Source organism: Streptomyces sp. WAC07094 (genome assembly GCF_036320405.1).
GTDB classification, from domain to species: Bacteria; Actinomycetota; Actinomycetes; order Streptomycetales; family Streptomycetaceae; genus Streptomyces; species Streptomyces lannensis.
In genome coordinates, this window is record NZ_JAVMJZ010000001.1 from 4,763,923 (window position 1) to 4,777,184 (window position 13,262).

A 13,262-nucleotide genomic window follows, 5' to 3' on the forward strand; every position below is an offset into this window, starting at 1 on the left:
GCTGACCCTCGGAAGACCGCCGTCGCGTCCCCAGCGCACCCCCGAGGTCAGTGGGACGCCTCGCCGGCCCCGGCCGGCCGTCACCTCTTCCACGGGCCGAGCGCCGGCGCGGCTAGACTCCGGCCGGCATCGGCTCGGCTTGAGCGGCCACGGGGTTCTCCAGGGGGCACACATGGTCTGGTCACGGCTTCGTCGCGGACGGGACGCGCCCGGACTTCCGCTCCCCGGCGTCTGCGGGCATCGGCGGCACACCCTGCGCACGGGGCGCCTCCTGCTCTACAGCCTGGAGACGCGGCTGGACCTCGCAGCCGCCCTGGCGGCCGGCTCGGACCCGGAGGCCCAGTGGTGGCTCGGATGGGACAAGCACATCATGACCGACCCGAAGGTCCGCGAGGTCTATGTGCAACTGCGCCCCGGCGACACCGACTCCCTTCGTAGGTACCCGGCCGTCCAGCGCCTGTTGCGCCATCCCGTCGAACCCCTGTCCGGCGAGGCGGTGGCGCTGATCGGCGTGCGCGTGGACGACGGCAGATACGCCGGGTTCGCGGAGCTGGAACCCGACACCGGGCTGATCGGCGGATGGCTGGCACCGCACGCGCGTGGCCTGGGGCTCGGTGTGGAGCTGTTCGGGGCCGCCGCATCCCTCGGCCACACCCATCTGGGGCTTCGGACGGTCCGGGCGGGCCACGAGCCGGCCAACACCGCGAGCGCGCGTGCGCTGGCGGGTGCGGGCTTCGTCGCGGACGACGGGCCGCCGCGCCACACCCTGCGGAACGGCCGTGAGGTCGACGCCTGCTGGCTCCGGCACACGGCACCGGGGACGATCTCCCGCTGCCGTGCCGCCGGTCGGCAGGACCGAAGGAACCCCTGAGCCGTTCGGCCGTGGGCAACAGGAAGTCGGGGAACACCGCGAAAGCGTGCGGGCCCCGATGGGCATCACCCCTTCAGCCGCTCCGCCGCGCTGCGTTCCACGCAGAACTCGTTGCCCTCCGGGTCGTAGAGAGTCACCCACCCGGTTCCGTCGGGCCGACGGTGGTCCCCCTGAAGCGTGGCGCCGAGCGAGAGCAGTCGCTCGACCTCCTCGTCCCGGCTGCGGTCCTGAGGCTGGAGATCCAGATGGACGCGGTTCTTCACGGCCTTTCGGTCGTCGACCCGCACGAACAGCAGGGCGGCTGCAGCAGATGTGACCGAGGCTTCCGGATCTCCCGGAAAGTCGTCATCGGCGAGCGAGCCGTTCAGGGCCTGGGCCCAAAAGCCCGCAAGGGCATAGGGGTCGGTGCAGTCGACGGTGATGTGGCGGATCAAGGAAGTCATGCGCGCAACCCGATCACGAATGCCTCATGCGGTCCAGAGCCCGCGTCCTCGACGGCGAGCGTCTTCCGGCCCGGGTGCCGGGAACGAGGTGCCGGAAGAAGTGATCGTCACGCTCATCGCGGAGTTGATCGGCTTCGCTGCTGTACGGCCATGGGGGGCTGTGCCGGCGTCGGCCGATCCCTCGAAGGACACGCGCTGTTCACCGGTACGGCCGACGAGTGCCGAACATCCGTAAAGGACGGCACAACCCTGTCCCCGTCTCATGGGTCACACAGGAGCCACCTGTTCACAGGTTTTTCAAAGGTCCGAAAGGGGCCCCACCCTCTGTGATGACTCGTACCCGGCTGACCGCGCTGGCCGCGACGGCCACCGTCGCCGCTGTCGGCGGCCTGATCACCGCCGCCCCCGCCTCGGCGGCCGTCAGCTGCACCTCTCCCGTCTGGAAGGCGCAGTACTTCGCCAACTCCACCTTCAGCGGCACGCCGAAGCTGACCACCTGCGACTCCGCCATCGCCGAGAACTACGGCTACGGCGACCCGCCCGGCGTCACGCTCCCCAAGGACAACTTCTCCGTCCGCTGGTCCCTCACCCGGGACTTCGGCTCCGGCGGGCCCTTCCGGCTCTCCGCCGCCACGCAGGACGGCATGCGCGTCTACGTCGACGGCGTGCGGAAGATCGACCTGTGGAAGAACGTCTCCACCACCGCCCGCAAGACCGTCGACCTGACCGTCCCGTCCGGCAAGCACACGCTGCGCGTCGACTACGTCGCCTGGACCGGCACCGCCAACGCCGGGTTCACGTACGCCCCGCGCACCGATGCCGCCGTCGACAGGGTCAAACCGCTTGCCCCGACCGGCATCACCGCCGCGTACAACCGGGACACCAGGAAGACCACCCTGCGCTGGGCCGCGAACAAGGAGATGGACCTCGCCGGTTACCGCGTGTACCGCCGGCTGAGCGCCACCCAGTGGGCGAAGGTCAGCGGTTCGTCGCCGCTCACCTCGCCCTCCTTCGTGGACGCGACGCCCGCCACGGGTCAGACCTTCCTTTACGAGGTCCGCGCCGTCGACAAGGCGGGCCGCGAGTCCGCCGGCAGTCTCGACGCCACCGCCGTGAGCGTGGACCGCACGGGGCCGGCGACGCCCACCGGTCTCACGGTCGCCGGCGACAACTGGTGGGCCACCCTGGCCTGGCAGGGGCCCTCCGACGCCGCGAAGTACGAGGTGTACGCCGCCTCCGCGGCCACCGGCCCGTTCACACTGCTGGGTACGACGACCACGACGTCGTACCGCACCGAAGCGCCCGTGAACACCCTCCGGTACTACCGGATCCGCGCCCTCGACGGGTCCGGCAACCCATCGGGGTACGCCGCCGTCACCGGCGACGGAGTCGACCGGACACCGCCGACGAAGTCCCCGACCTCTCTCGGCTCCGTCGTCGGCGTCGGGCGCACCGAGGTGTTCTGGGAGCAGCCCGACGGCTTCTACGAGGACTTCGACAACGGCGGGACCTACCGTGTCTACCGTTCGCCCGGCAAGACCCTCGACCCGGCCGCACTCACCCGCGTGACCTGCGCCGAGGAGAGCGACGAGACCAGCACCGGCGGCAAATGCCACGACCTGGACATGCCCGCCGGCACATACGTGACGTACGCGGTCGCGGCGGTGGACCCGGCCGGCAACGAGTCGGCGCTGTCCGCGCCGCTCGTCGTCCGCACCGGCGACCGAATCGCGCCCGGTCCGGTGGGGGGCGTGAAGGCCACCCCCCGTGCCGACGGCGTGCTGGTGAGCTGGGCGGCCTCGACCGAGGACGACGTCGAGCGCTATGTGGTCCGGAGCGGCGCCCGGCAGGCGGACGGCACGGTCGAGTGGCTCAGCTCCACCTCCTGCCGGGAGGGTACGAGCGACCCGCTTGCTGTCCTCTGCGGCGACCTGCCGGACGGCGAGACGTACGTGTACGCGGTCGTCGCCAGGGACCGCTGGGGCAATGCGCTGCCCTCGAGCGACCCGAAGGTCACGGTCGTCGAGGCCACCGAGCTCGACGTCCGGCCGTCCGTGACGGTCGTCCGGGACTGGGACCTCGGCAGCCTGGGCCACGGCACTTTGATCGGACCTGACCAGGACGGGCCGTCCATCGACTGGCGGTGCGACAAGACGGCCGTGTGCGACACCGTCGCGGGCTACCGGGTCGAACGGTGGAACGCGGCCACGAAGGCGTACGAGCCGCTGCACGCCGGACTGCTGCCCGCGGACACCCGTGCCTACACGGACACCACGGCCGCGCCGGGTGCCACGCACTTCTACACGCTGGAGGCGGTGCGCGCCGACGGCAGCGTCGCGGCCACGTACGTGTGGAACTGCGTCTTCCAGGACCGCGTCTAGCCGGCGCGAAGCCGGCGGGACTGCGTCATGGGCCCCGGACCGTGATCGGTCCGGGGCTCCGCCTCGGGTGCCGGGCGCAGTAGCCTCGGGCCATGCCCGAGACCTCGGCGGCACATTTCTACGACGAGCTGGCCGATGACTACCACCTGATCTACGCGAACTGGGACGCGAGCGTGCGTCGTCAAGGAGACGTGCTGGACGGCCTGATGGGCCAGGACCACGCAGCGGTGCTCGACTGCTCGTGTGGCATCGGCACGCAGGCCATCGGCCTGGCGCTGCGCGGGCACCGTGTCACCGGGACGGACCTCAGCCCCCGCGCCGCCGCCCGCGCTGCCCGTGAAGCCGCGCGGCGGAAGGTGTCATTGCGCACGGCCGCCGCCGACATGCGACGCCTGCCGTTTCCCGACTCCCGGTTCGACACCGTCGTCTGTGCCGACAACTCGCTGCCCCATCTGCTGACGGAACAGGACGTGCACGCCGCCCTGGCGGAGATGCGCCGCGTGCTGCGCCCCGCGGGCCTGCTGCTGCTCAGCACGCGCCCCTACGACGACCTGCTGCGCGACCGCCCCACTTCAACGCCCCCGCAGGTCCACAGGGCGGCGGACGGAGGAGAACGGGCCGTCACCTTCCAGCTCTGGCACTGGCACGAGGACGGCGAGCACTACGACCTGGAGCACTTCCAACTGCTGTCGGCCGGCGGGGAATGGCGCGTCAAGGTCCGCCGGACCGTCTACTGGGCGCTGGGCCACGAGCGACTGGCGGCCTTCGTCACCGACGCGGGGTTCGCGGAGCCCGAATGGCGGATGCCGCAGGAGACGGGCTTCTTCCAGCCGCTGCTGGTGGCACGCGCGGGCGAGTAGGCGACACCACCGCCGCGCGGGGCGTTTGCCGGATGCTCAGGGGTGAATCTTCGCCCGATCTGCCAAGGACATGGCCCGACCGCTCTTCGTCCCAGGGCGACTCAGGAGGGCTCTGCGTTGAACTGGCGTGGTCTCCACCTGCCCTGTCGGGCCCATAGGAGTCCGCACTTGCGCGCAGGTGTACGTCGGTGCGGTGACCCGGTCAGGTACTCAACCCGCTGCCCTCCAGGGCCCGGTCGCTGCAGCGGAGATCTGGCGCGCGAGCTCCCCGTGGTCACCCACAGGATCCGGCACGCGGCTAGGGTCATGGCCAGGTGATCGGAGTCATGGCTGAGGTGGGCACGTATGGCAACCTGGCAGGAGTTGGAAGCCGAGGTCGTAAGCCGGTTGGCCAACGCGTCCGCGGATGAGCGCCAGCTGTTCGCCGTGGGCGTGGCGGAGCGACTGATGCGGGCCCAGGAGGCTCTGCCGGCCGATGAGCAGGCGGAGTACGCCCTCAGCCTTCGGCCGATGCTCAATGCGCTGTGGGAAGCCGCGTTGGGCAACACAACGGCGTTCGGAGAGATCAAGCACGGTCTGGGCGAGCACATCCTGAGCGAGTACTGCCACAACGACGGGCAGGACGGTCCCGGAGACGCTGACGAGCCGGCTGCGGCCGCGGTGCTCTACGCCGCTGCCGCCTATCTGTTCGGGACAGGTGATCCGGCCTCGGTGGCGAGCAGCCGCGCCGTCGAGGCTGTGGACGAGCGCTTGAACACGGGTGACAACTACGCCGACGACCCGGATGGGGTTCTCGCCGCCGAGTTGCACCGCCAGCTCCAGGACCTGGACCTCATCGGTCGGCACAGCGGGTCCTTGCGCCACGCCGGCCAGGGCCTCGACATCGAGACCTCCACCCGGCTCCACCGCGTCCTGCGCATCCCCCTGTCCTCCGTCGACGCCGGCGTATAACGGCATCCGTTGGTGCAACTGCTCGCTGGAGACGACGAGACGTCCATGGCTTCTCCGGGCGTCAAAACGGTGGGAAACCACAGCCTCTGGGCAGAGGCTGGGCCGTTTCGGGTGACACCTGCGGATTCCCTGCCCCCGGGCGGAGTCCGATGACCCGCACCCCCCATACCTCGATTACCCGTAGGTCCCCACCTGTTCTGGAACAGAAGTGGCACGACCCTCGTGGAACGTGTTGACCTCACTTGTCCGACCGGGAAGGGTCACTGCTGCGAGCCTTGAGAGGGAGGCAGGAAGATGGCCGGCACCACGCCACCCTCAGAGCGGGACGACGCCGCGAGCGGCTGTCTGGCCGTGGGCCTGATCGTGGGGCTGGTGCCGCTCGGCGGGATGCTGCTCCTGTTCAGTTTCGCGGCCACGGTGGAGATCGACTCTCCGGATGCATTCGGGGGATGGCGGGACAACCTCAGCAGCTTTGCGCTGTTTCCGCTGGTTCTCAGCATTGCCTCGCTCCTCGGAGCGCTGGCGGTCACCTTGCGGGCGTCTCGGCGCGTGCGGCTGTTCGTCGGCGTGGTGTGCGGTCTACTGCTCGTCGCGGCCTGCTGGAGGGCGTACACGCTTGCACCGATGCTGAAGTGCTGGAGTCACAACTCCATCGCGCGGGAGCCGGACGGCTCCTATGACTGCGCTGACCGCTGACCGCTGACCGCTGACCGCTGACCGCTGACCGCTGACCGCTGACCGCTGACCGCTGACCTTGGCCGTCCACTTCTGCCCGGTCCGCGGCCCCGAAACGGGACCCGGACAGGGCCGCACGGCCGGTGGAGTATCAACTTCCGTGGCGCTTAAGGGCACGGCGTCGTTCCCCGGACTTCCCCGCTCAGCACGCTTGTGCCCGGTACTGATGTGGCACGCCTGTCCCTGCACGGAATCCTGTGGAGCCTGGCCGGCCCCGTCCGTAGTCTGAACGCATGGCGCATGCGAAGACCTCGTACGTCTGCCTGCCGTGCCGAGCCTCCTACAAGCAACCGTACGTCGGTGATCACGAACGGCTGTGCCCGCGTTGTGCCGAACCGCTTATCCATGTCGGCTCCGCCTTCGCCGTGCCGCGTCGTCGGGACACCGCCGGCTGGCGGGTGCTCGCCGTGCTGTTGAACGCGGGTGTCCGTTTCCACAAGAGCTGTTGCGGTGGCCCCGGATACCGACCTCGCACCCTGAGGGAGGTCCGTGAACGCATGGCGCACGCCCGCTCCAGCGGGGAGCCGTTCGCCAAGGCATTGGTGTACCGCGAGTTGCCCTAGCCGACCCAACGCCGCCGTGGCGTCCTCAACGATGCCCCCAGGAGCCGCCGCCCTCGGGCCGTTCCGCTTCCGGGTGTCTGCATCGCGCCGGCACCGGATACGGCAGGCAACTGCTGGTGCCAAGGAGGGGGGATCCGGCGGGAGTCGGAGTACGTCTTCACCACCCGGACCGGTCGCGAACCATGGGGGGGCGACGGCCGCCCTGGCCCGCCAAGCACGTCAGTTGGATATCTGCGGCCGTTCGGGGTCGGTTGTGGGCGCGACGGTTGCTGTATCGCGCTGCAGTACGACAGCGGCTGAGGCCGATGTGTGTTGACGTTCCGCTGATTTCGACGGCTCGGGTCGATAGGACCGTCGGTAGAGGCCGAGGGCACCGAAGACGAAGCAGAATCCCACGATCGTGGCGAATGCCGTCATTGGCTTCGATCCCAGGTGGTGATGCACGGGACCCACCGTGAGTGTGCCCCCGATGCCCATGCAAACGTCCGCCCAGCCCCCGAGACGCGGCGATGAAACCGTCTTCCTGAACCATGGGGGCACCCATCCGGCGCAGATTGCGGCAGTGCCGGGAGCCAAGGTCACGAGCCAAAAGAGCACCAACAGAGCCCAGCCGATGACCCCCACAGCAAGTCCCCCCATTGCGACAACTGTGCGACTCGATGGCCGCCAGGCGTGATCATTGCATGGCGGCGGTGCCCCCGGTGAAGAACCCGTGTAGTTGAGGCCTGAGTCGCGGTCATGCCCGAGAAGACCATGTGTTGCGAATCGCTCAGAACCGGAACATCCGCTCGTGAGTGCCCGATGTGGAGTCACGATCTTCGGGACTCGCGCCAAAGCGGCCGGCTGGAGTGGTGGACCCGGCCGCCGCAGCCACGGCGTGTTCTGACCTCATGCCCCGTGTGCCCGCCCGGAGGAGCGGAGCGACGACCGTTGGTGAGGTCTGTCATGTGCGCTGCTCATAGCGGCGTTACGGGTTCGGCCCGGGTCCCCTGAAGTCGGCGCGGTTGCTGTGCATCTCTCCCGGACCGCACTCGGCTTGACCCACCGTCACCTGCTCGTGATCGCGCTTCTGCGGGGGTCGTCGGGGCGTGCTCGATCCCCCGAATGGCGGCACCCGGTTTGTTGCAGAAGCTATTGCGCCGTTCGAGTGACCCGAAGTGCAGGTGCGGCACGGAGGCATGACAAACCGCTGATGGAAAGTGTGCTGCTCAGAGGCCTGTTCGGGGCCAGATGCCGATCGGCATCTGGTATTTCGTCATCATTGGTAGGCATCACGGCGGATAGTTGTGGAAATGTCACTGTTCTGTAACACAGCTTGGTTCGTTGAGGTCCAGCGGCGAGAGCGCGTCACAGTTGCGGTCCTCGGCACTGCGCCGAGACCCGGATAGCACGCTGACTCCCACCAAGGTGGGTGTGCACTCATGTGAAGGGGAAGCTTCATGTCTGTTGCTCGTACCACGGTCCGTCTGATGGCCACCTGTGTGGCGTCGGCGGCCCTCATCGGGGCGGCTGCCATGCCGGCCCTCGCCGACGGACACGGCCAGGGCTTTGACAACCGCGGCCGTTTCTCGCACAGCGCCGCTTCGCATGGCGCCGACGGATACGGCCACGACCGTGACCTGCGCCGCTACGGCCGCTGGGACCACGGCAGGTACTACTACCGCAGCCACAACCGCGACCGCTTTGGGCACTGGCTGTGGTTCCTGGCCCCGCGCCACGTCTGGGACCGGTCCCACCACCACCGCTGAGCCGCCCGGCCGGTGACGCGAGGGGCGGGCGGCGCGCCATGCCGCCCGCCGGAACAAGGGCCATTGCCCCGTCTTTCGGGGCCGAAGACCGTTTCTCGCGGTCTTCGGCCCCGCTTGCCTATCGGGACCACGCCTGACGGCTGTCGGTGCCGTGCCGCGGGTCATGATGGAAATCCTGGGCACAGTCAGATCAGCGTCACGATGGCTGTGTACACGCACGTCGTGCACGACACCCGGCGCGAAGCGATCAGCCGCATGGACCGGCTGCTCAGGCGAGGTCCGCCCACCGCCCGAGTGGTGACTGCCGCCAAAGGCCCCGGACCACGATCGGCCCGGGGTCTTTTGGCTGGTGCCCCGGCAGGGTTCGAGCCTGCGACACCCGCTTCAGGAACTTACCAGGTCGATCACGGAGGACCGTCGGCGACGGCCGACCGGGCCTGCGCCTCGGCCGGTCAGCCACTGGGATCAGGCACCGATCGCTGCCGTTCGCGCTTGCCGGTGTCAACCGCCGGTGAAAGCCGTCGGACCCAGTCCGACAAGCACGTTGCCGAACGTCGCTGTTACGGAAGTTCGAGCCTCTCGCGGGCCGCCGCCACCCAGCGCAGGACACCGTGCGATTCCGTGGCTTCAGCCATCTCGGCAGCCTCCTCGAGAAGTGCCGTCGCTTCGTCCCGCTGATGCTGCTCAGCGGCAAACTGGGCGAGTGTGATCGCATTTGCCGCAACTCCCGGCAGGAATCCCAGCTCCCGGCGCAGACGGGTGGACTCCTCGAGGTGTTCTCTCGCCGCGTCCAGGCGTCCGGCCATGTGCTCGGCGAAGCCGAGGTGTCGAAGGACGTAGGACAGGGTCAGCCGGTCATCGGCTCGGGTGGCGAGTTCGCGAGCCCGTATGTAGGCGGGCAAGGCCGTCTCGGTGTCGTCGCGGACCACCTGGTGGAAGGTGCCGACCCAGAAGAGTGCCTCGCCTTCGCCCCGTACGTCGCCGAGCCGCTCATACAGTTCTGCGGCCCGCTTGAAGAGTTCGAGTTCGAGCGCATTCTCGACCTGATTGTCCAGGAAACGGGCATGTTCCAGGCGGCCACGGGCCAGGGCGACGTCTGCCTCGACCGCATCGAGTCCCAGATCAGCAGTGGCGAGTACATCGCTGTCGCCACCGAACACGGCGCGCTCGTAAAGGAGATGTGCCTGCTCAATTCGCGTATCCCCGGTCATGTGGTGATCGTACGGTCGCTGCTCACCGGCATGGGGAGGAATCACGACCGTGCGCGCAGCGCCACCTTCCTCAGCCCACCACGCGCCCCAGCTCTCACCACGCAGTGCCGGTAGCGGAACCACGGATGGCATGGGACTTGTCAGTGAAGGAGCGGTGGCTCTGTAGCTGGTGTTACGCAAGGACGGAACTGGGTTACGGCTCGGACGAGGTCTCGCGGCCGCAGTACCAGCCGGTGGACGGGCGCTGGGAATGGGCAGACTCAGGGGAGCCGGCGGCCGGGACAGCGCGTCCGGCGCTCGATGTTCGGCAGCAGAGGCTCGGCCACCGCCGACAGCTCGTCGCAGACCTCCCACGGCTTCAAGCAACAATGGTTTTTTGAGCGCGCGTTCGCCCACCTGCACTGGTTCCGCCGACTGCGGATCCGCTGGGAGATCCGCGACGACATCCACGAAGCCTTCCTCACCCTCGGATGCGCACGCATCTGCTGGCGGGGACTGCGCGCGCCGGTGAGCGATGCAGTGGGTTAGTCGGCCGCCGCTAGCCGGTTGAGAACTTCCTTGGGGGTGAGACTCCAACCGACCAGGCGCGGCCCGGTCCAATTGATGCCGATCACGAGTCCATCCCGGGCGGCATCGAGCAGTACGCGATCGCACCAGGTGTTCAATGGCATGGCCTCAACACGAAGTCCATGCCCCCAGATCTTCGCTGCCCTCTGGGCGCGGGGCGAGGTCGACCAGAAGGGGAGACTTCGCGTGCCATCCGCGGAGAGGTGAGTCGGGCTTCCGTCGTCATCCCGGACAAGCCAGACCACCTTGCTCAGGCGGACGTCTCGGAGGAATGCCCCCGCTTGCGAACCGCTCTGACTCACGGCCACCGAGCCTACCGTTCCCCAACACTCATTTCGGCAGGAGTTCTTAGTGGACTTTGTGGCACGGGAAAGCCACGGCCGCGATCACCATCCGTGCGCTGCCCGCCTGGCCGTTGAGCTCGGCCACGAGATCGTCAGGACACAACTCGTAGAGCCTCCTGCTCATGGTCCCCCTGTTCGGGCACGGTTCGTGCTGTCTCCATCAGCGAGTCCTGGGGCCGCGATACTGTGCGCGCCGTGGACATACCTGGCTGGTTCGTCTGGATCGCTCTTGGTCTGGCGGTCATGCAGGCTCTCGGCCTCGTTCCCGTCGTCCGCCGACTGCGCGGATCCGACTCGTCGGTGCGTTTCAAGGCGCGCCTCGACCTGGTGGACGCCGTCGGCTCCCTGCTGCTCTTCGGCGGCCCGGTGCTGAGTCTTGCAGTGGCGGAATCCTGGTTCTGGCTCACCGTCGCCGGCTTCGCGCTCATGGCGGTCGTCTACTCCGTGAAGGGTGTCCACTGGCTCCGCGCTCGCCGATCTCCCACGGCCTGATCCAAACGCAGGCTCCAACCGCTCGGTGCAGGTGGCCACAGGTGGCACGCTGTCCTCGCGGCATCCCAGGTAGACATGGTGGAGCGGCTACGGCCGCTCGTCGTGGTGCATCGCGGTCGTCAGCAAGCGCCTGTTCGATTCCGCCCGGCGACCCGGCGTCTCTGGTCGGAGTCGCAAGGGGTGGCACATGTGCTGGGGCTCGGCGCGACGACAGTGAGCGAGCACGCTCTCAGATCAGCATCACCATGGACGTGTACACCCACGTCGTTCAGGACACCCGGCGCAAGGCCATGAGCCACATGGACCGGCTGCTGCAGAGGCGTCCCGGTCGCCCGTGGCCGACCTCGTTGATGCCAAAACTGGATGTCAAAGGCCCCGGACCGTGATCGGTCCGGGGCCTTTCGGCTGTGCTCCGGCAGGATTCGAACCTGCGACACCCCGCTTCAGGAGCGAGGTGAGGCGACTGCGGCTCTGACCTGCAAAACAGCCACGTGGGCGGAGAGGGGTATCAAACACCTGCTGGCCCCGCCGTTCCCCGTGGCTCCCCGCTGGATCTGGCACGGATATGGCGCGGGGAGCTTTTGACGTTCCTCAACTCATCCTTCGCTGATGGGTACCTGCGCAAGTGCGCTGTGCGTCGCCTCTGAGCAGGGGCGGTGCTGTTGTCGACTGTCGTCATCTGTCGTCGTCGGCCACCCTCGGACGGCCCAGAGACGGCCCGAGCGGGGTGCCGCGTGCGCGGCGGGTTTGTCCGCATGCTGATGAGCACTACCACCGATTACGGGAGCCGTTGGCCTGGACGCACCCGCAGATCGCAGCGCCAGGAGATCACTGGCACTTCTTCCAGGCCAGGTGGTACACGGTTTGGATGCTGCCGTCCGTCGAGTCCATGGCCATGAAGCTGGTGGCGCTCGGGCTGGAGGTGCCGGGATCGACCTGCAGTTCAGTGTTGATGGTGAGGGTGCGGTCCTCTCCGCAACGGCCGCGGTTCCGGGCGCCGATGTGCACGGTGTCGGTCGTCTGCCAGTTGTTGTTGAAGCCGCCTGGGAAGTGATGAGTGAAGGTGGTGGTGTGGGCATCTCCCTGGAAGTGGTAGCCGGCGCGCTCGGTCCCTGAGGCGCCCGGCGCCAGTGACGCGAAGCCCCTGTAGGTGGCGGTCACGATTGCGTAGGTGGAGCGGCGACCGGGGACATGCAGGAGCAGGTTGAGCCGGCAATTCTTCTGGCGGGCGCTCGGCGCCGAGCCGCCTCCCACTTGGGCCTGGTAGTTGCTGTAGGTGACGGTGAAGGTGGTTTGGTCAGGGCTGATGGCCACGGCGGCCGTCCCCGGCGGGCAGCCGGTACCGTTGGCTGTCACGCTGTCGATGGTGATCGGGGCGGGGGGCTGGGGCGGGTGGCCGCCGAAGGCCGCCGGGCCGAACAATGATGTGGCTACACCAGTCGCGGCCAGCGCGCGGAGCACCATGGGCTTCCCTTCAGTCGTCCACGGATCCAGGGCGGGGGTCGCTTTCCGAGCCCCGCCCCCGGATTTCACGTGGGCATCGCACCACATGTTGCGTGTGCGCGTACGGAAGGTGACGCTCCAGTCACTCAAACAGCCTTCAGGGGGAGACCTCGTTCACCCACGGGATAGTTGTGAGTCGTGATGGTCGGTCAGTAAACAGTTCGACGGCGCTGATCGACTCATGGCCTACTTCGGCGACGCCTTTGTCCTTGAGGACGCCCAGGGCCTGGCGGGCCGTGAACTCGCGGTCCAGCTCGCGGTCCTCGTCCAGCCACAGCGAGACACCGCCCACACCTCTGGCGACGGTCACCGCGCCCGGATGAAGGCCGACCTCTCCGATCGCAGACAGTGGCTCCACCAGATCGGCCGGCTGCACTGCCGCGGGGATGCGGATGATCAGGTTGTTCACAGTGCGATCACCGTCGGTAGCTCCTCCAACAGCGGACCTTGTGGCACCTGAGCGGCACGCCCGCGATCATGCGAAAGGGCCAGTTCGAGGGAATCAAGCCTCTGAACTGGCCCTTCATCGTGTGCCCCCGGCAGGATTCGAACCTGCGACACCCGCTTTAGGAGTTCGATCTGACTGCCTGTCC

At 68.2% G+C, this 13,262-nt stretch carries 13 protein-coding genes and 3 pseudogenes; 10 read left to right on the forward strand and 6 right to left on the reverse strand.

The features are described from left to right. Positions 1–172 precede the first annotated feature (172 nt). Positions 173–871: a GNAT family protein gene (locus RCR19_RS21060; RefSeq protein ID WP_331266538.1), complete on the forward strand. Its 699-nt coding sequence runs from the start codon at positions 173–175 to the stop codon at positions 869–871. Positions 872–936: 65 nt separating this feature from the next. Here RCR19_RS21060 and RCR19_RS21065 read toward each other — a convergent pair whose 3' ends face one another. Beyond that, positions 937–1,314, reverse strand: a complete 378-nt coding sequence (locus tag RCR19_RS21065; protein WP_331266539.1) for a VOC family protein — start codon at positions 1,312–1,314, stop codon at positions 937–939. Between the two features lie 329 nt (positions 1,315–1,643). On the opposite strand from RCR19_RS21065, the gene RCR19_RS21070 reads away from it, so the two are divergent. The 8 genes and pseudogenes from RCR19_RS21070 to RCR19_RS21105 all read left to right on the forward strand — a co-directional run. Further along, positions 1,644–3,695, forward strand: a complete 2,052-nt coding sequence (locus RCR19_RS21070; protein ID WP_331269506.1) for a PA14 domain-containing protein — start codon at positions 1,644–1,646, stop codon at positions 3,693–3,695. A 92-nt stretch (positions 3,696–3,787) separates the two neighbouring features. Beyond that, positions 3,788–4,555, forward strand: coding sequence for a class I SAM-dependent methyltransferase (locus RCR19_RS21075; protein ID WP_331266540.1), 768 nt, complete (start codon positions 3,788–3,790; stop codon positions 4,553–4,555). A 345-nt stretch (positions 4,556–4,900) separates the two neighbouring features. After that, positions 4,901–5,506 (forward strand): hypothetical protein, encoded by a 606-nt coding sequence (locus tag RCR19_RS21080; RefSeq protein ID WP_331266541.1) that lies wholly within the window; start codon positions 4,901–4,903, stop codon positions 5,504–5,506. A gap of 294 nt (positions 5,507–5,800) precedes the next feature. Then, positions 5,801–6,202 (forward strand): hypothetical protein, encoded by a 402-nt coding sequence (locus RCR19_RS21085; RefSeq protein ID WP_331266542.1) that lies wholly within the window; start codon positions 5,801–5,803, stop codon positions 6,200–6,202. Between the two features lie 272 nt (positions 6,203–6,474). Beyond that, on the forward strand, positions 6,475–6,804 hold the full coding sequence (locus tag RCR19_RS21090) for a deoxyxylulose-5-phosphate synthase (RefSeq protein WP_331266543.1): 330 nt from the start codon (positions 6,475–6,477) through the stop codon (positions 6,802–6,804). 3 nt (positions 6,805–6,807) lie between these two features. Next, positions 6,808–6,987: pseudogene (locus RCR19_RS21095) on the forward strand (hypothetical protein); the annotation flags it as partial. A gap of 1,256 nt (positions 6,988–8,243) precedes the next feature. Then, complete coding sequence (locus RCR19_RS21100) at positions 8,244–8,552, forward strand: hypothetical protein (protein ID WP_331266544.1); 309 nt, start codon at positions 8,244–8,246, stop codon at positions 8,550–8,552. A gap of 133 nt (positions 8,553–8,685) precedes the next feature. Further along, a pseudogene (locus RCR19_RS21105) lies at positions 8,686–8,843 on the forward strand (site-specific integrase); the annotation flags it as partial. Positions 8,844–9,112: 269 nt separating this feature from the next. Here RCR19_RS21105 and RCR19_RS21110 read toward each other — a convergent pair. From RCR19_RS21110 to RCR19_RS21120, 3 genes and pseudogenes are all read right to left on the reverse strand, one after another. After that, positions 9,113–9,763: a tetratricopeptide repeat protein gene (locus RCR19_RS21110; protein ID WP_331266545.1), complete on the reverse strand. Its 651-nt coding sequence runs from the start codon at positions 9,761–9,763 to the stop codon at positions 9,113–9,115. A 269-nt stretch (positions 9,764–10,032) separates the two neighbouring features. Further along, positions 10,033–10,125, reverse strand: a pseudogene (locus RCR19_RS21115) (IS5/IS1182 family transposase); the annotation flags it as partial. Positions 10,126–10,287: 162 nt separating this feature from the next. Continuing rightward, the gene (locus tag RCR19_RS21120; protein WP_331266546.1) at positions 10,288–10,638 is read right to left on the reverse strand and encodes a DUF2750 domain-containing protein; all 351 of its coding nucleotides are present in this window, start codon (positions 10,636–10,638) and stop codon (positions 10,288–10,290) included. Between the two features lie 231 nt (positions 10,639–10,869). On the opposite strand from RCR19_RS21120, the gene RCR19_RS21125 reads away from it, so the two are divergent. After that, on the forward strand, positions 10,870–11,166 hold the full coding sequence (locus tag RCR19_RS21125; protein ID WP_331266547.1) for a hypothetical protein: 297 nt from the start codon (positions 10,870–10,872) through the stop codon (positions 11,164–11,166). Positions 11,167–11,994: 828 nt separating this feature from the next. Here the strand turns inward: RCR19_RS21125 and RCR19_RS21130 are convergent. Beyond that, positions 11,995–12,630: a DUF4360 domain-containing protein gene (locus RCR19_RS21130; RefSeq protein ID WP_331266548.1), complete on the reverse strand. Its 636-nt coding sequence runs from the start codon at positions 12,628–12,630 to the stop codon at positions 11,995–11,997. 136 nt (positions 12,631–12,766) lie between these two features. Further along, positions 12,767–13,078 carry a hypothetical protein gene (locus tag RCR19_RS21135; RefSeq protein WP_331266549.1) on the reverse strand — a complete coding sequence of 104 codons (312 nt, stop codon included), beginning with the start codon at positions 13,076–13,078 and terminating at the stop codon, positions 12,767–12,769. Positions 13,079–13,262 lie beyond the last annotated feature (184 nt).